The 18472-nt window shown below is 41.1% G+C and carries 17 protein-coding genes; 1 reads left to right on the forward strand and 16 read right to left on the reverse strand.

The genetic code is table 11. The annotated features are described in order from the left end of the window. Positions 1–16: 16 nt before the first annotated feature. The 15 genes from V7654_RS00125 to V7654_RS00195 all read right to left on the reverse strand — a co-directional run bounded on the left by V7654_RS00125 (position 17) and on the right by V7654_RS00195 (position 16063). Positions 17–808, reverse strand: a complete 792-nt coding sequence (locus V7654_RS00125) for a DUF3388 domain-containing protein (protein WP_335427511.1) — start codon at positions 806–808, stop codon at positions 17–19. 555 nt (positions 809–1363) lie between these two features. Next, on the reverse strand, positions 1364–1621 hold the full coding sequence (locus tag V7654_RS00130; protein WP_335374917.1) for a DUF3243 domain-containing protein: 258 nt from the start codon (positions 1619–1621) through the stop codon (positions 1364–1366). A gap of 103 nt (positions 1622–1724) precedes the next feature. Then, complete coding sequence (gene ymfI, locus V7654_RS00135) at positions 1725–2447, reverse strand: elongation factor P 5-aminopentanone reductase (protein WP_335427512.1); 723 nt, start codon at positions 2445–2447, stop codon at positions 1725–1727. A 101-nt stretch (positions 2448–2548) separates the two neighbouring features. Further along, positions 2549–3841: an EF-P 5-aminopentanol modification-associated protein YfmH gene (yfmH, locus tag V7654_RS00140; RefSeq protein ID WP_335427514.1), complete on the reverse strand. Its 1293-nt coding sequence runs from the start codon at positions 3839–3841 to the stop codon at positions 2549–2551. After that, positions 3841–5118 (reverse strand): EF-P 5-aminopentanol modification-associated protein YfmF, encoded by a 1278-nt coding sequence (yfmF, locus tag V7654_RS00145; RefSeq protein ID WP_335427516.1) that lies wholly within the window; start codon positions 5116–5118, stop codon positions 3841–3843. Before yfmF ends, yfmH begins: the two co-directional genes overlap by 1 nt. Positions 5119–5352: 234 nt before the next feature. Then, the gene (locus V7654_RS00150) at positions 5353–5916 is read right to left on the reverse strand and encodes a GGDEF domain-containing protein (RefSeq protein ID WP_335427517.1); all 564 of its coding nucleotides are present in this window, start codon (positions 5914–5916) and stop codon (positions 5353–5355) included. A gap of 87 nt (positions 5917–6003) precedes the next feature. Then, the gene (locus V7654_RS00155) at positions 6004–6441 is read right to left on the reverse strand and encodes a hypothetical protein (RefSeq protein WP_335427519.1); all 438 of its coding nucleotides are present in this window, start codon (positions 6439–6441) and stop codon (positions 6004–6006) included. Positions 6442–6647: 206 nt separating this feature from the next. Beyond that, positions 6648–7601 carry an ABC transporter permease gene (locus tag V7654_RS00160; RefSeq protein ID WP_335427521.1) on the reverse strand — a complete coding sequence of 318 codons (954 nt, stop codon included), beginning with the start codon at positions 7599–7601 and terminating at the stop codon, positions 6648–6650. A 1-nt stretch (position 7602) separates the two neighbouring features. Then, a complete protein-coding gene (locus tag V7654_RS00165; protein ID WP_335427523.1) occupies positions 7603–8682 on the reverse strand; it encodes an ABC transporter permease in 1080 nt (359 codons plus the stop codon). Then, on the reverse strand, positions 8679–10202 hold the full coding sequence (locus tag V7654_RS00170) for an ABC transporter ATP-binding protein (RefSeq protein WP_335427525.1): 1524 nt from the start codon (positions 10200–10202) through the stop codon (positions 8679–8681). Before V7654_RS00170 ends, V7654_RS00165 begins: the two co-directional genes overlap by 4 nt. A 192-nt stretch (positions 10203–10394) precedes the next feature. After that, positions 10395–11489: a BMP family lipoprotein gene (locus V7654_RS00175; RefSeq protein WP_335427528.1), complete on the reverse strand. Its 1095-nt coding sequence runs from the start codon at positions 11487–11489 to the stop codon at positions 10395–10397. A gap of 87 nt (positions 11490–11576) precedes the next feature. Next, a complete protein-coding gene (locus V7654_RS00180; protein ID WP_335427529.1) occupies positions 11577–12302 on the reverse strand; it encodes a GntR family transcriptional regulator in 726 nt (241 codons plus the stop codon). 310 nt (positions 12303–12612) lie between these two features. Then, positions 12613–14946 carry an FtsK/SpoIIIE family DNA translocase gene (locus tag V7654_RS00185; RefSeq protein ID WP_335427531.1) on the reverse strand — a complete coding sequence of 778 codons (2334 nt, stop codon included), beginning with the start codon at positions 14944–14946 and terminating at the stop codon, positions 12613–12615. Positions 14947–15101: 155 nt separating this feature from the next. Then, on the reverse strand, positions 15102–15314 hold the full coding sequence (locus V7654_RS00190) for a YlzJ-like family protein (protein WP_335427534.1): 213 nt from the start codon (positions 15312–15314) through the stop codon (positions 15102–15104). Next, entirely contained in the window at positions 15311–16063 is a 753-nt protein-coding gene (locus V7654_RS00195) for a ClpP family protease (protein ID WP_335427536.1), read from the reverse strand. The genes V7654_RS00190 and V7654_RS00195 overlap by 4 nt, the downstream gene beginning before the upstream one ends. 276 nt (positions 16064–16339) lie before the next feature. Here V7654_RS00195 and V7654_RS00200 point away from each other — a divergent pair, with 276 nt between their 5' ends. Continuing rightward, complete coding sequence (locus V7654_RS00200) at positions 16340–16480, forward strand: hypothetical protein (protein WP_335427538.1); 141 nt, start codon at positions 16340–16342, stop codon at positions 16478–16480. Between the two features lie 59 nt (positions 16481–16539). On the opposite strand, the gene V7654_RS00205 is transcribed toward V7654_RS00200, so the two are convergent. Further along, positions 16540–18210, reverse strand: a complete 1671-nt coding sequence (locus V7654_RS00205) for a ribonuclease J (protein WP_335427541.1) — start codon at positions 18208–18210, stop codon at positions 16540–16542. Positions 18211–18472 lie beyond the last annotated feature (262 nt).

The following is an 18472-nucleotide window of genomic DNA, read 5'->3' on the forward strand; positions in this document are numbered from 1 at the left end:
ACACCTTCCAATACTGTTAAAAATCAAATCCTCCAAAATCAGAATCAGTAAACATGTGGTTTTTCTGCACCATATCGTAAACAATTTCTTCGTTCGGATCATTGCGAAGCTCAATAATATAATCAAAATCATCCAATGTGTATTCAGTATTTTGCACGAAAATATCTGGATGTTCCACTACTTTTACCGCTGGAAGCCGCATGATTTCCCTGACTAGCTGCCAATGACGTTCATTAGCCCTTCTTGTGGAAACAATCCCGTCAATGATAAATAAGTTCTCAGCGTTGTATTCATCTTCAATCAATTGATTGCGAATGGTCTGTTTCAAAAGTGTAGAAGAAACAAAAAGCCATCTTTTATTCGCACAGACGCTTGAAGCAACAACAGATTCTGTTTTGCCGACTCGCGGCATCCCACGGATTCCTATCAGCTTATGTCCGTCCTGCTTAAACAATTCTGCCATAAAATCAACGAGGAGTCCAAGCTCACTCCTTACAAACCGGAATGTTTTTTTATCATCTGCATCCCGCTGGATATATCGTCCGTGCCTGACGGCCATTCGGTCGCGCAGCTTTGGCTCTCGTATCTTGATTACTCTTATTGTATCCATTGTATTTAAAATTGACTCTAATCGCTCAATTTGGTCATCGTCTTTAGCAAGCATCAACAAGCCCCGTCTACCTTCATCCACCCCATTGATTGTGACAATGTTAATTGACAGCATCCCAAGCAAAGAAGAAATATCGCCAAGCAGTCCTGGACGGTTGATTACAATCTCATATTCCAAGTACCATTCTTTTTTATCCATCATTGCCCCCCTCTGCTATTCCGATATTTGTTTGCGACACATTTTGACATGAAATATCTAGCTTCTATAATATATGATTTTGGTTGAAGATGAAAGGAAAAACAAGCCAATTTTAAAAGCTTATTTGCCTTTTGATGGATTCCCAACTTAATGCCCCGTATCTCGTTACACCCTTAAAGTACAGCATCTCCTGAGCAAGGCAGAATGTCATTAGAGAACTTTGAATAAACTTCCTCAGAGCCAATAACAAAAAGCGCAAGCGCCTTGGTCAGCCCCGACAGGCATAAGACGAACCGCGAGGAGGCAGTTCCCCAGCCACCACAGCGAGGCTGCTGCTTGCATTACTTCCTTGCAGCCTTGCGACGTGGCGTTAGCCATTGGAGCACATGCTTCATCGAGAATGCTCCTTTGCCGGCTTATGACCCGAGGGGCTAGGCGCTGGAGCAGGATTAAGATAAATACATATACTTATCCAAAAGTTTATTATTTTAGAATTTCCTAAACAATAAAAAAAGAGAGGAATTCATACTCCCCTCTCTCAATACCAAGCTTATATTACTTGGTTCCGTTGTTTTGTACAAGCTTTACCATCATTGTCGCAATAGCATGCTGTTCATCAGGGCTTGCTACTGACCAAAGGTCTGAAAGAACTCTTTCTTGCTCATTCTTTGGATCCACATTCTTAGCAAGATAGTCCCCTATTTGGTAGGCAAGGTCGCCCATGACTTCTTTGTTCATTCCTTGGTCGTCAGCCTGGTTAAGACGATCTCCCAAGAAATCCTTCCATTGATTCCAATTATCCAGTACGGACATATTGACAACCTCCTTGTCTAAAATAGTACAAGGTTATTTTGCATACGTAAGACGTTTATTATTCATCAAGCTGGACCTTTTGAAAATTTGTCACAAAATCTTTTTATGTGTGCCAGCCTCCATTAACAGCAAGTACTTGGCCTGTTATGTAGGAAGACTTTTCTGATAGCAGGAATTCAACACTCTCTGCCACTTCACGAGGTACTCCAAGTCTTCCGGCTGGAATTTCATCCGCTATAGCATCAATCTCATCTGCTGTAAAGTCACTCAGTATCGGGGTTGATATCACTCCCGGGGCAACAGCGTTCACTCTAATACCGGAGGGTGCCAGCTCTTTGCTCAATGCTTTTGCAAAAGAAATCTGTGCTCCCTTTACCATTGAATAGGCTACTTCACAAGCCGCTCCTGTCTGTCCCCAAATAGAAGACACCATAACGATGCTCCCACTTTTTTTCTGAACCAATTTAGGTATTAACAATTTTGTCAGCAGCAGCGGAGATGTAACGTGAATTTGAATCAGCTGCTCCGCTTCTTTTTCATCCAGTTCCTCAAGCAATCCATACACAGCATTCCCTGCATTATGTACAATAGCATCCAAAGAAAAAACATTTCTTGCTACATCAAGATATCCAGTTTTAGAAGCTAAATCTGCTTGGATAGGGATATATTCACCTCCAAATTTTCGAAGCTGCTCAAGAACTGTTTGAATGCCTTTTTCATTTTTATTGTAATGTAGGTAAAGCGAAAAACCAGCTTCTGCAAGGATTAACGCAATGGCCTGCCCAAGCCCGCCGCTTGCACCAGTGATTAATGCGAACTTTTTCATTTTCATGTTCCTCTCAAAATTCTCTAATGGAAAATGCGCCGGAAAGCACCGGCGCATACATAGTAACTATTATGCTCTTCCATTATTTCTGAAACAAGCTTTTATTTCTCCTTGGGAATGACCTGGCATACGGTTAAACGCTCTTCTGCAATCAAGCTATCCGCAGCTTGCTTAATATCGTCCAATGTAAGACTTTCTAGCACGGGAACAACATCGAACAAATCCATCTCATTAAATGCATAGCGGGTAAACTGATTGGCTATATACTCAGGCGAGTTAACTGCACGTAGAAATGCACCAATTTTTTTCTTCTTCGTCCTTTCGAGACTATCTGCTGTCAAATGATTACCCGCTTTTGCTTCCATTAGCATTCCTTCAAGCTTTTCAGCAAGCAGGTCAGGTTCGTTCGTGTCGCCTCCGACCATCGCAAAGCCGAATCCGTACTCCTGCGAGTAGTCAAAGGAGAAGGTATCATCAATCAGTCCTGAACCATATAATTCAGTATAGTTTTCCGAGCTCTTGCCAAATAAAATGTCGAGCAATACATTGGTTGATAGTTCATATTTAAGCATGTCTTTCCCAGACTGGGTCGGATTTGCAGCCTTAATTCCAACAAGGCACTTCGATGTTTGGACATTCATCTTAAGAACCTGTTTCTTTTCTGCGACTTCAGTCTGCTCTTCATCAAATTTACGTTTAATTTCAGGTTTGTTTTTGTATTCTTTCCTGCTCTGGTTATCCTTGATCATGCTCATGGTTTCATCAGGGCTTACCGGACCGACAACAAACAGCAGCATATTGCTTGGGTGGTAGAAGGTTTCATAGCATTCATACAGCATATCCTTCGTAATATGGGAGATGGACTCAATCGTGCCTGCAATATCGATGCTGACAGGGTGATTTTTATACATATTCTGAATCAACCCGAAATACAGTCTCCAGTCAGGGTTATCGTCATACATCGTGATTTCCTGGCCGATAATTCCCTTTTCCTTTTCAACGGTCTTTTCGGTAAAATAGGGCTCTTGAACAAAATCAATCAGAGTCTCCAAGTTCTTTTCCACGTTTGAGGTACTTGAAAACAAATAAGCTGTTCTTGTAAAAGAAGTGAAAGCATTTGCAGATGCACCTTGCTTACTGAATTGCTGGAATACGTCCCCATCTTCCTTTTCAAATAATTTATGCTCTAAAAAATGCGCAATACCATCCGGTACCTTGACGAACTCGTCTTTTTCTGGCGGCTGGAAATGATTATCGATTGAACCATATTTAGTCGTGAATGTTGCATACGTTTTATTGAAGCCCTTTTTAGGAAGTATATATACATCCAGTCCGTTATCCAGTTTCTCGTAATACATCTCTTCCTGAAGCTGTTCAAAAATAATCTTATCCATTATTTATCCGCCTCCAATCCAGTTAAGAAGTAGATGGTATCCATTTTCACTTTATTGGCTACTTCAACGATTTCTTCCTTCGTCGTTTTGCCCATTCCTGTCAGCCAGTCATCCAGGTTGACATTTTGTTCTGAAACGACATTGTGATAAAGAACTTCTACCATCCCTCTCGCTGTATCCAGTGTTTCAAGCATCTGGTTCTCAATGACGGCTTTTGTCTGCTCTATTTCCTGTTCGGTGAAATCACCAGCTTGCATAGCCTGCATTTGTTCTCGGATGATTTTCACTGCCAATTCAAAATTATTGAACTCGATCCCCGACATCACCATCATCAGTCCTTTGTGGCTCTCAAGGCGGCTTGCTACATAGTATGCCAAGCTATTTTTTTCCCTTACGTTTAAAAACAGCTTGGAATGTGAAAAGCCACCGAAAATTCCATTGAACACCTGCAGGGCATAGTAATCGTGATCACCATAGAGGATATTGGTTCTATAGCCGATATTTAATTTACCTTGTTTTACATCTTCTTTTTCTTTTACTGTTTTTTCTTCTACATTTGCTGACGGTACTGGTTCAACTATCTTCGGTATGCGCTGTTCAAACTTCAGCAGGTTTTCAGCAATGGATTGTACCTCGTCTTCATTAACATCACCGATGATAAACAGGTCAAGCTCATCCTCAGCAAACGCCTTCTTGTAGTAAGAATAAAGATTTTGCTCATTAATTTCTGCAATATCAGCTATTTCTCCATTAACATGGAGTGCATATGGCTCCCCTGCGCACATTTCCTGAACTAGCCTGAAATTGGAGTATCTCATTTTATCATCATAAACTGCCTGGATACGCTGCTTTAGTGTCCGCTTTTCCTTTTCGACGGTTTCTTTTTCAAATGCTCCATTTTCCGCGAGTGGATTTACTAGGATCTCAGCTATTAGTTCCATACCCTTTTTCAGCAAAGGTTCAGGGTCACTTAAGAATTTTTCATTGGCAATTTCAAGTGAGAAGCTAATCACCTGATACTCACCCTTTTTTGAAACGTCTACATATAAATTTGCGCCATAGAGCTCATCTAAATAAGATCGAAGCTTTGATGTTGTTGGATATGCTTTAGAGCTGCTTTGCAGCACATATGGCAACAAAGCCCGCTTGGTAACGTCTTCGCTTGTGAGCGGTGATTTCATCTTCCAGACGATTGTATTAGTCTTGAACTTTTCTGTTTTTACTACATGGAGCTTGTAGCCTTTCATATCCTTGATTGATTCTGAAATGACAGCCATAGAAATCCTCCTTTATTTATAACACCATTAAAAGCCTTAAAACTACTCTTCTTTACTTTTTCGAGCAAACAAAACATTTATCTTATTTATGTATACGTTGTGATGCCTATAATTAATATTCCTATAAATATACTCTAACTATACCTTTCACGTTTTGTCTAATTCAAGCAATAGCCAAAGAGGCTATGATACGTGCTTGTCAAATACAGAAAAAGCTCCCCTGTGGGAAGCTTATTATTGCGTTGCGGCTGCGATTTCAACATTTGTTTCTGAATAAAAATATGTGTATCCTGTCTCAAACTTCACTTGATTCTTGCCAGCCGCCTTTGCACTGTACAATAGCTGATCAGCGTATCCGAGAAGCTTATCGGGTAATTCCTGATCTTTTGAAGATGCGATGCCGAAACTCATTGTGACAGATATGCATTCGTCACTGAAATTAGTTGTATCAAGAGTAGAATAAATGTCATCAAAAAAGCTAATTCGCTGTGTTTCACTCAATTCCGGCAACAGAAAAGCGAATTCTTCTCCTCCATATCGAAAGGCCTGTGCATCATGCTTTTCGGCAATGCCCTCGAACAACTCACCTATTCTCTTCAGAATTTCATCACCGGTTAAATGGCCGTATTGGTCATTAACCTGTTTAAAATGATCAATATCCCCCATTACAAGCATGAATTTTTGTCGCGATGAGGTAAGGAGTCTTAATTGTTCCTGAAAATGACGATGATTGTACAATCCTGTTAAATAATCAGTGAACATCAGTTCATGAAAAATTTCCTTTTGCCTAAGGTGCATTCTTTCCCTTATTACAATCAGTGACCCGAAAACTCCAACTACCCATATAAAAAATAAATTAAGGATAAATACAAAGGTCGTGAAAAACTAATGTTGGGACTGGGCCATGTATAAGAAAGAATAACCAACTGTCAAGGCAGCCGATGAGATGATTGCTCCCTTTGTCCTCCAGTAAATCGTCGCATGCATTACAAGCAAATAGGCGATTGGAAAAAGCGGGGACATGACTCCATTAGTCAGGACTAACAGCCACATAAGTGCAACATAATCGAATAAGATTCCTGCTTTTGCGAGCACGTTGAGGTACTGGTTTTCGGGTCCAATTTTTATTAGAGCAATCTGAGCTGCTGCCATGTATACAAAGCCAACCAGCAGCAGTAATGGAAAAGTTTCTTTGGTAAAATTAAGTCTGTCTGCAAGCGGTGGGAAATAAAAAACAAGCAGACCAACAACCAGGAAGATCCAGCGTAAATATGAAAAGATTTTCTCCGTTTCACGGTCATCCATATATAAGGAAAGTTTCATTTAATATAACCTCTTACTGCTGTTATTTTTAACCAACTTTTCCCTTTATTTTATCATAGTAGATTGATAGTTTCTAAAAATAATATGTTCAAAACTTCTTTATTTGGGTAGATTCCATTTAATTAAAGTAATCTTTCCACTCCTTAAAAAAAGAGGCACCTGGGATACAGGTACCTCTTTCCACTTTGAATATATCGCAATAGAAATTAACGTTTTCCACTATCAAATGTTTCACCAACAGCCTTTGGTGCCTGTGATGATTTTGAGAAAATGACTAAAGCGATCAATGTGACCACATAAGGGAAAATCTTCAATAGGATTGGCGGAATGACAGCCAATTCCGGAATTACCTGTGATACGTTGGCAATTGTACTTGCAAAGCCAAAGAAGAATGTGGCAGCCAACACACCAAAAGGTTTCCACTGTCCAAAGATCAGTGACGCTAGTGCAAGGAAGCCAAGGCCTGAAACCGTTCCAGTGAATTCACCTGCATAGGTAACGATGATCAATGCGCCGCCCAATCCGGCAAACGCTCCAGAGATTAGTACGCCACTGTATCGGACTCTTCTAACGTTGATCCCAGCAGCTTCTGCAGCCTGAGGAAATTCACCACATGATCTTAAACGAAGACCAAATCTTGTCTTATATAAAACGAATGAACTTACGAATAAAATCAGCAAGACAAACCATGTAGTCGGATATGTCTTTGTGAAAAATAAATCACCGATAATTGGAATATCAGAAAGGAAAGGAATATTTGACGGTGAAAAGCCGCTCGTGATTCGGATGTTTCCACTTCCTGTGATATTCCTTGCCAGGAAAATCGTGAGCGCAGTCGCGATCAAGTTGATCGCAGTACCACTTATTATCTGGTTTGCATTTAAATTTATACTTGCAAAAGCATGAAGCAGAGAAAAGAGCACCCCTGCCACAACGGCAGCAAGCAATCCCAGCCAAAGAACCAATGTGTTGTTATCAATTACCTCACTCATATAATGAATCGAAAGAGCGCCAGAAAAAGCACCAATGACCATTAAACCTTCAAGGGCAATATTAACAATACCGCTTCTTTCGCTGAAAAGTCCGCCTAAGGCAGTAATAAGAAGAGGAATTGTAAAGATAATCGCGTAAGGAAATATTTGTTCTATAATTGACCACATCTTAGGAATCTCCCTTCTCGACTACAGGACCACTTTTTTCTTTTTTATGTGATCTATTCTTCATGAATTTGTTCATCAAACGCTCAATCATTACACTTGTTGCAGCAAAATAAATAATGATCGCGATGATCGTATTCGCCAATTCAGGCGGGATTTCAGTCATGGCATTCATAAAGCCTGTACCTGAGTAAAGAATTCCGAATAAGACAGCGGCAAAGAATACACCAATTGGATTATTAGCACCAAGAAGAGCTACTGCAATGCCGTCATATCCTTGCGCAGGAAGAATCCCGATTTGGATACTTGATGCATTACCAGTATATAATGCAACACCGCCAAGGCCAGCAAGCGCCCCGGAAATCAGCATTGATAAAATGATATTGCGATTCACCTTCATTCCCGCATATTCAGCAGCATGCCTGTTGAAACCAACAGCCTTAAGCTCAAAACCTAAAGTTGTTTTATTAATGATAAACGAAATGATGATGACAACAATAACTGCAAGGAACAAACCCAGGTTAATGTAAGATCCATCAAACATTTCTGTTAAGAATGGAGCTCTCAGAGTAGCTGTATCTGCTAATTTCTTAGATTCAGTTTCTAGGAATTCACCCTTAAAATAAGCAGGAATGACATAATAGATTGTCCAGTAGGCAATCCAGTTCATCATGATCGTTGAAACTACCTCGTGAACGTTAAACTTTGCCTTAAGCAATCCAGGTATGAATGCCCATAATGCTCCACCAATCATACCAACAATGACCATGACAAGGAGCAGAACTGGTCTAGACAGATCATACGTTAATCCTACCGCTGAAGCCAGCAATCCGCCGATCAGCATTTGGCCTGATGCACCGATATTAAAAAGACCTGTACGAAAAGCAAAAGCAACGGAAAGTCCAGTGAAAATCAAAGGAGTAGCAGTAGCAAGAGTATTCCCGATACGCTCAAGATTTTTCAGAGCACCTTGCAGCAAATAGGAGTATCCTTCAATCGGGTTGCTGCTGATGAAAAGCATCAGGATTCCTCCGGCTACCAGTCCTAAAATAATGGAAATTAATGATACGATGGTATTTCTCATATGATTCTCTCCTTAGCCACGCCTGCCATCATTAGACCAACTTCATTTTCATTCGTTTCAGCAGCGATTACAGTACCTACGAGTTCTCCATTGTTAACAATGGCAATACGGTCCGATAACTGTAATACTTCATCGAGCTCTAATGAAATCAATAATACTGCGTTTCCTTTATCTCGATGTTCAATGATTCTCTTATGGATGTATTCAATTGACCCTACGTCCAGACCACGTGTTGGTTGAACCGCAATCAAAAGCTTAGGATCCAATTCCAGCTCCCTGCCGATAATGGCTTTCTGCTGGTTACCACCTGATAGAGTCCTTGCAATTGAAGCAGCACCCTCACCAGAACGCACATCAAAATTCGTCAGGATGTTTTGCGCATACGTTTTCATTGCTGTTGGGTTTAAGATTCCATACTTTGAGAAAGGCTGTTTATTGTATATTTGCAATACCATGTTTGATTCTAAAGTATAGTCTAGTACAAGCCCGCGTTTATGCCTGTCTTCAGGGATATGGCTCATTCCTTTTTCAAGTCTCTCGCGAATAGGGAGGTTTGTGATTTCCTGGCCGCTTACGAGGACTGTGCCCGACTCAGCCTTCCTTAATCCTGTTATCGCCTCAACAAGTTCTGTCTGGCCATTGCCTTCAACACCTGCGATCCCTACAATTTCACCTGCTCTAACTTCAAGTGAAAAATCTTTAAGACCCATTACTTTTCGATTGTTTTTCACAGATAGAGAATCTATTTTTAGTACTACCTCTCCAGGAGTACTTTCTTTCTTATCCACTTTGAATGAAACATGACGGCCTACCATCATTTCTGCAAGGCTTGCCTCACTTGCTTCAGCCACATTGACAGTGCCGATTCCTTTCCCACGGCGAATAACCGTACAGCGATCAGCTACTGCTTTAATTTCTTTCAGTTTATGAGTGATAATTATGATAGACTTTCCTTCTTTAATAAGATTGCGCATAATCTTCATCAATTCATCGATTTCCGATGGAGTAAGAACTGCTGTTGGTTCATCCAATATCAAGACATCCGCTTCACGGTAAAGCATTTTTAAAATTTCTACCCTTTGTTGCATACCTACTGAAATATCTTCAATTTTAGCGTGAGGATCTACATTCAATCCATAATGCTTTGACAATTCTTCAATTCTCTTAGCTGCTTTATCGATATCAAGTACCATACCTTTAAGTGGCTCGCTGCCCAATATGATATTTTCTGTAACGGTAAAATTTTCAACCAATTTAAAATGCTGGTGCACCATCCCAATCCCTAAGCGGTTAGCAACATTGGGATTCGTAATACGCACTTCTTTCCCATTCACTTTCACGACGCCTCTTTCAGGCTGATACATTCCGAATAAAACACCCATCAAGGTTGATTTCCCTGCACCGTTTTCCCCTAATAGTGCATGTATTTCCCCTTTTTTAAGTGTAAGGGTGACATTATCGTTGGCTACGATACCCGGAAACTCTTTCCGGATATTTAACATTTCTACAACATAACTCATAGTAGCACTCACCTTTGTAATAGACTCTATACCTTTTTAAAATAGGGAGTCCCCTATACTGGAACAGTACTTCAGGTAAAAACATTTAAAGACTTGAAAGATTGAAAAAATTCCGGCCCTTAATTTCAAATATTTACCGTTCAGACTTTTATAGACAAAAGAGACGGAAGACACCGTCTCTTTCGCTCTATTTTACTTAAACAAATCTCCTTGTTCAGCAGAGACCTTAACATCACCAGATTTAATCTTTTCGAAAACTTCCTTAACTTTGCTTGTTGTTTCTTCGCTCAAGTTAGGGTTCTTTTCAGGAAGACCGATACCATCGTTCTTAGCATCGAAAGTCAAAGTTTGTCCGCCAGGGAATTTTCCATCCAGCTCAGCCTTAACCATGTCGTAAGAAACCTGGTCAAGTTTCTTCATAGCAGAAGTCAAGATAACTGACTTGTCGCCTTCGTACTTACCATCTTCGTACTGGTCAACGTCTACACCAACGATCCAAACTTTTTCTCCAGCTTTAGCGCGGTTCTTAGCTTCATTGATCGCACCTACACCAACACCGCCAGCAGCTGTGAAGATTACATCTACGCCACGGTCATAATATTGAGCGGCAATTTGTCCGCCAGCAGCAGCGTTATCAAATGACCCCTGGTAGATTACGTTTTCTGCTTTGATTGTTACGTTTGTTCCAAGGTTTTCGTTTGCATATTTAAGACCTTGCTGGAAGCCCCAGTTGAACTTTTGTACAGCAGGGATTTCCATACCGCCGATGAAGCCTGCTTCGCCCTCTTTTAATTCAAGAGCAGCTGCAACACCCGCAAGGAAACCTGACTCATGCTCTGCAAAGAAAACAGCAACTGTGTTTTCTTTAACTACAGGGTTATAGTCTCCGTTGTGAGGGTTTCCGTCAAGGATGACGAATTTAGCATCTTTATATTTATCCTGGGCTTGGAAAACAGCCGTTTCGAACTTAAAGCCCGGTGTAACGATAAACTTGTATTCTGCATCATATAAGTTACCAATCTCTTTTAAGTATTCAGCTTCAGTAGTACCTGCTGGCTTAAGATACTTTGTGTTTACTCCAAACTCATCTTCTGCCTTTAGGATTCCTTCCCAAGTACCCTGGTTGAACGACTTGTCATCAATTGTACCTGCATCAGTAACCATACCAACTTTTAAATCGGACTTCTTGTCATTGTCGCCGCCTTTATCATCGCCGCCGCAACCAGCTAACATTGTGCCTGCTGCCAAAAGCAATGACATTACCAAACCAAATTTACGCTTTTTCAAGGTTTGTACCCCCCAGAGAATGTTTGTGGATTTCGCAGGAATGTTCTGAAAAACCATTCAGTTAGCGTTTTCATTTCCTTAAAAAAATTAAACTCTTTTTCTAAGGACATGAAAACTGAACTTATCGGCTTTAAAATAGTTGACCGAATAAAGGATCGGCACGTCGTTTTCATCGAAATGCATCTGCTTTAAAACTAGCAGGGCAGTTTCAGGATCACATTCAAGAATGGGAGAAATCTTCTCATGATAGCCAATTGGCTCAATCTGGGCAACTGCGTATGTAATTTTCCTGTTCGATTTAATCTCGAGCAGATGAAGCAATGATTCATCTTCATGAGAGAAATCGCCTGGCAGGATTTTCTCGGGAATTTTGTCTAAACAATAGACAACCGGTTCCCCATTGGCAGTCCTTACCCTTTCAATCAGAGTGATTTCGTCATCCATCGAACATGAGAAACGGCGGATATCCTCTTCGGTAGGCCCGGTAGTCGTTGAATTTAAGAAGATTGTTCCAGGCGTCATCCCTGCCTGCTCAATCATCGCCGTCACACTGTTAAGCTGTTCGATACCTGATGAAAACAGCGGTTTGGGATTCACAAAGGTTCCAACTCCATGCCTGCGGATAATGACGTTTTCTTCTTCAAGAATACGCAAAGCTTCGCGGAGTGTTGCCCTGCTAACTCCAAGCTGTTTGGCAAGATCAAATTCAGAGGGGAGTTTTTCTCTTTCTTTATAAACACCCTTTTGAATATCTTGCTTCAGGTGATCAATTACTTGTAAATACAGGTGCCGGTTATCTGACTTGATCGACATGAGGCTTCCTCCAACCTTTTTGCTCAAAGACATCAGACATCTGATGTATAGCATTCCTACTAATCGAAAATACTATAACACTTTTTTTAACATAAATAAATAGCGTTTCAACATTTTGTCGAAAAAAGCTAAGATATACAGATTTGCCATTTTTTCCGGTACCAAAAGACTATATTTTTGGTATAATTATATTTTGAAAGCGTTTTTAATAGTATGACATTATTATTTTCATCTGATATGAAGGAACTACAAAAATATAAAAAGCCGGACTAGCTTGTCCGGCTTTTTCCACTTGTGTTTAGTTTTCAACTTATGCTTCCTCTGACTTTGCAACCAGCACATTCCTTGGCTTGCTTCCCTCGTAAGGACCCACTACTCCTCGCAACTCCATTTCATCTATCAGCCTTGCCGCTCTGGAATACCCAATCCTAAACCTTCTCTGCAGCATGGAAACAGACGCGGTTTGCATCTCGACAACAAGGTCCACTGCATCACCATATAAATCATCATCTACTTCTGATGTGTTTTCAGGGATATCCTCAGGAATCATTTCTTCCTGATACTGCGCCTTCTGCTGTCCTATTACATAGTTGACGACTTCTTCTACCTCTTCATCTGACAGGAACGCTCCTTGCACCCTTACAGGCTTGGAAGCCCCAACAGGCAGGAACAGCATATCCCCTCTGCCTAAAAGCTTTTCTGCGCCGCCCATATCAAGAATGGTGCGGGAATCGGTCATGGAAGATACAGCAAAAGCAATCCTCGAAGGAATATTGGCCTTAATTACACCAGTTATGACATCGACAGACGGACGCTGGGTAGCGATGATCAAATGGATTCCTGCTGCACGTGCCATTTGCGCCAGACGTGTGATTGAATCTTCTACATCAGAAGATGCTACCATCATTAAATCAGCAAGCTCATCCACGATGACGACAATAAAAGGAAGCAATGGCTGTTTCGCCTCTTCTTCACTGTTGTATCTTTTAATATATTCGTTATAGCCTTCTATATTTCTAGTACCCGTATGCGAGAAGAGTTCATAGCGCCTTTCCATTTCGTTGACCACTTTCTTAAGAGCCTGGGAGGCTTTCTTCGCATCCGTAACGACAGGAGCCAATAAATGTGGAACACCATTGTAGACATTCAATTCAACCATTTTTGGGTCAATCATCATCAGCTTAACCTCGTGAGGTTTTGCCCTCATGAGAATGCTTGTGATAATGCCATTGATACAAACACTTTTACCGCTGCCCGTTGCGCCGGCTACGAGTAAGTGGGGCATTTTATTTAACTCAGCCAGTACCGCTTCGCCCGTGATATCTCTGCCTAATCCAATCTGCAGCTTCGATCCTGGCTTATTATGCTGCTTCGAATCGATTACTTCTCTTAATGAAACCATTGCTACTTCAGAATTTGGGACTTCAATACCTATAGCCGATTTCCCGGGAATCGGCGCTTCGATCCGGATATCCTTGGCTGCAAGTGCAAGTGCCAGGTCATCATTCAAGCTCACTATTCTGCTGACTTTTACCCCTACATCTGGATGTACCTCATACTTAGTAACAGCAGGCCCAAGATGTACCTGTGTAACCCTTGCTTTTACACCAAAGCTCTGAAAAGTCCTTTCAAGCTTAGCTGCATTTGCATGGATTAATTCGTACTCTCCACTTTGGTCTGTTTTATTTGGAAGCTTTAAGATACTTAATGGCGGCAGCTCATATGCAGTATTTTCAACTTCGGTAAAAGTAATTGGCTGCTGCAGCTCTTCACCTTCATCCTGATTATCCTTTTTAGGCTTTTCAGGTTTAGAAGACGGCTGGTTGGCCTCCGGACTTGAATATGCACGTTCGGCAAAACTTGAAATGATTGGTTCTGGTGCTGATGGTTCATCTGCCAATTCAACAGTACGGTGCACAGGTTCTTCTGTGACAGGCACCTGACTGCTTGTTCTTTCCGTTTGGCGTGCTTCTCGCCTAGCCGAGCTCTTCTGCTGTTGATTCTCTTTCCATTGCTTAAGGTCCTCAATAAATGAGTTCCATTGGTCCTTAACAAAACCGCCTATTGGCACAAGGATTTTCCCTGCTGCCTCGCCGAATGTTTTGCCAGTAACAAGTATAGTACCAATGATAATTAACACAAAAGCAACAAGCTGGGATCCAGCTGCATCGAACAAATAATAAAATAGCGCAAACATGATCGCGCCAATCATCCCGCCGCCAAGATCCGTTGTGCTTGTTTCACCTTTCGCTTCCATGACAAATAAATCAAAGGTATTTTTTATGACACTTGGATTCTCGAATTTTCCGCCATTTGACAATAGCTCAAACAACGTGACATGACTTAACAACAATATTGCACTTACAATCAAATATGTACCAATTAACTTCGTATGAAAGATAAATGGAAGACTTCGTTTCCACATAATATAAATGCTGAAGACAACGAGCCCAATCAGGTTGAGCATAAACCATTCCCCTGAAAAAAAGCGGAAAAACATTACGGTCGCTCTTCCAACAGCACCAAGATCAGCCATCGCAATGATGGACAATGCAAGCAGTGCTAATCCGGCAAGTTCATATTGAACGGTAGTTTTTAAAGTATTATTTTTCTTTTTGGATTGCCGTCTTTTCTTTTTGGCCATTTTATCACCTTATATTTATAACTTCACTAACAGCATAATCATTCATACCTTTTCTCAAACTTCAATAAGAAGAAAAGCAGCCATATTCGGCTGCTAATGCTGAGTGTATCCATATTATATCATATTTGCCAGTTTAACTGGGACAATCCTTTGGACTAAGAAAGTGAAATTTTCGATCCTGGCATGCATCCTGGCTCCATAAAATGGTTCGGATCCGTGCTCATCACTCGTATCACTCGATATTCATGGTTTTCTGTCCATTCTGCCATAACCGGTATGCCATTATACGTTATCATGACCTGGTTTACCGGTTCCTCTGCGGATGGCGGAAATACCTGTTCATGAGGCATCATTGTATAAAGGATCATTGCACAATCACTTCGTTCTTTTGTTTGTTTAAGTCTATTAGTTCATTGAGTTTCTTCATTGCCTGCCCGATGCCGCCTACTGCATGGATTAAACCTGATTGGACAGCATCATTGCCGATGACATTTGTCCCAATGTCCCTTGTCAAATTCCCCTTAGCAAACATTAAATCTTTAAATGTTTCCTCAGTAATATTGGAATGTTTTGTAACAAAGTTTACCACTCGCTCTTGCATTTTGTCCAGATATTCAAAGGTCTGCGGAACGCCAATGACCAGTCCAGTCAGGCGTATCGGATGAATAGTCATTGTCGCGGTTTCCGCGATAAAGGAATAATTACATGATACCGCAATGGGCACACCAATTGAATGCCCGCCTCCTAGAACCAATGAAACAGTCGGTTTTGAAAGTGAAGCTAGCATCTCAGATATAGCCAAGCCTGCTTCAACATCACCGCCAACTGTATTTAAAATAACTAGCAAACCTTCAATATTAGGATTTTGCTCGATTGCAACAATCTGAGGAATCAAGTGTTCATACTTTGTTGTTTTATTATGGGGTGGCAGCTGCATATGCCCCTCAATTTGACCAACTATCGTCAGACAATGAATTTTTGAATCCTGCGAAAGCTGAGGCACATTTGTTTGACCGAGCTGCTGGATTTTTTCAAGCAGACCAGAGGATTTATCTTCCTTCTGGGTATCTTGGCTTTCCTGGTTATCTGAATTTTCGATATTAATTTCCTTTTCCATCCATAAATGCTCCCTTCAGGCATGATAATGTTAGTATGAACATCATCCACATTTTCATTCGGCATAGTATGGCAGGAATCAATCGCAGATTTTATTTATTCAACTATTACTGTTTATCCTTACTCTCGAATTCACAAGTTAAACACATTCATTTCGCAGATTTTCCCTGCATGTTACATAACCAAAGGCATTTTTAAAGCACAATGTTGATTTTATCACCTGTTGATTGGAGCGGAGGGCACTCGACTCCTCCGAAAATGCTAACGCATTTCCATCGTGCGTGGGCAGATTCGAGGAAGCTGTTCAAAGTCCTGCGGGAGCAGCGGCCAAGGTGAGACCCTGCAGGTGCACAGCGGCGAGCAGGCTCACATGACGCCACGCGGAAAGCGAGTTCCTGGAGTGGAAATCAACAGTTAAGGTTAACAGAGCCTAACCAAAATAAAAAGCACTGGTGAAAACCAGTGCTTGCTCTTCTGCTATCTCACTTCCATAATGATCGGCATGATCATCGGTCTTCGTTTTGTTTTATCGAATAAATAGTGGTTTAAAGAATCACGGATATCTTGTTTCATACTTGTCCAATCAAATGATTCCTTGGAAAGATTCTTTTCAACGATTTCCCTAACAAGTGTAGAGGAATCGGTCATTAGTTTTTCTGATTCACGCACATACACAAACCCTCTTGAGATGATCTCTGGTCCGGCAGCAATTTTTCTGTTAGCCTTGTTAAGTGTAACCACAACGATTAACACTCCATCCTGTGACAGAAGCCTTCGGTCACGGAGAACGATATTGCCAACATCCCCAACCCCAATTCCATCAATCAGGGTGTTTCCTGCAGGTACACGTTCTGTTGAATGGATTTTGCCGCCAGCTATTTCGATCACATCTCCACGCTCAGGAATATAGATATTTGCTTCATCAATACCACAGGCCATCGCGACTTTTTTGTGAGCCTTCAGCATATTATATTCACCGTGGACAGGAATGAAAAATTTCGGGTTCATCAGGTTGATCATAAATTTTAATTCTTCCTGGCTTCCATGGCTGGAAACCTGAACACTTCTTTTGCCTGACACTACTGAGGCCCCTGCACGGTAAAGCATATCAATGGTTTTATATATGAATACCTCGCTTCCCTTTAATGGTGAAGCTGCGATCAAGACAGTATCCCCTTCCTGGATATTTACCTGAGGATGGCCCTGTTTAGCCATTTTTTGCAGAGCCTCAATGGGCTCGCCCTGGCTGCCGGTAGTTAAGATGACGATTTCATTATCGGGATATTTTTCTATTTCTGTAATGGGGATGATCAAATCATCCGCAACCCTTAAATAACCTAGTTCAAGCGTTATATCATAAACTCTTTTCAGACTTTTGCCGACAACCGCCACTTTTCGGCCATCATGCTGGGCACTGTCAAAAAGATGCTGGATCCTGTTGATATCAGAGGCAAAGCATGCCGCAATAATCCTTCCCTGTGCGTTGTAGAAAACAGTTTTTAATTCCTCGACCACAGTTGCTTCCGATGGGGTATAACCAGGCTTTTCAGCATCTGTACTATCTGATAAAAGGCATAATACACCTTTCTCCCCGATAGTGGCCATTTTACCAATTTCGGACTTATATAAAGCAGTAGCTGCCTGGTCGAATTTAAAATCACCAGTATGTACGATTGACCCTTCTGATGTATTAATGCTTACACCGACCGAATCAGGGATACTATGATTTGTTTTGAAGAAAGATACCGTTACCTTTCCAAAGTCGAGTATCGTTTCAGAGTTAATTTCCCTGAAGTCAACTGCCCCTGAATACTCCTGTTCTTTCATCTTTTCTCTCGCAAGTGCAAGTGTAAGTTTGGTGCCAAACACAGGTACATTCATCTTCCGAAGGACATAAGTCAATGCCCCCATATGATCTTCGTGTCCATGAGTAAGGAAAATTGCTTTAACTCTTTCATTGTTTGCTGTTAAATAGGTAAAATCGGGAATGACAATATCAATTCCAAGCATTTCATCCTCAGGGACCATCAGACCAGCATCTACTACAAATATGTCTTCATCCACTTCGGTGACATACATGTTTTTGCCGATTTCCCCCACGCCACCAAGTGCGATGATTTTAATATTCTCATTTTTATTCGTATTCAAATTTACGCTCCTCCAATGTGATATGGGCCGACCGTGACCAATTAAAATCATTATACTTGATGCAAGAAAATCTTTACAACTTTATTCTCCAGAGGCTTAGCAGACTGCACTGTAAGCAATATTGAACTAGTGTATTACTTATGAAATCAATTCAAAAGGGTAAAAAACGCACATCGACATGTTATAGGGAAAGCTTACGAGAACCATTCATAAGGAAAAATCCGAAGCGAGTTGTTATGAGGGAGCCTACGAGAACAACTCA

It is taken from the genome of Bacillus sp. JJ1609 (assembly GCF_036967045.1).
Lineage (GTDB): Bacteria > Bacillota > Bacilli > Bacillales > Cytobacillaceae > Mesobacillus.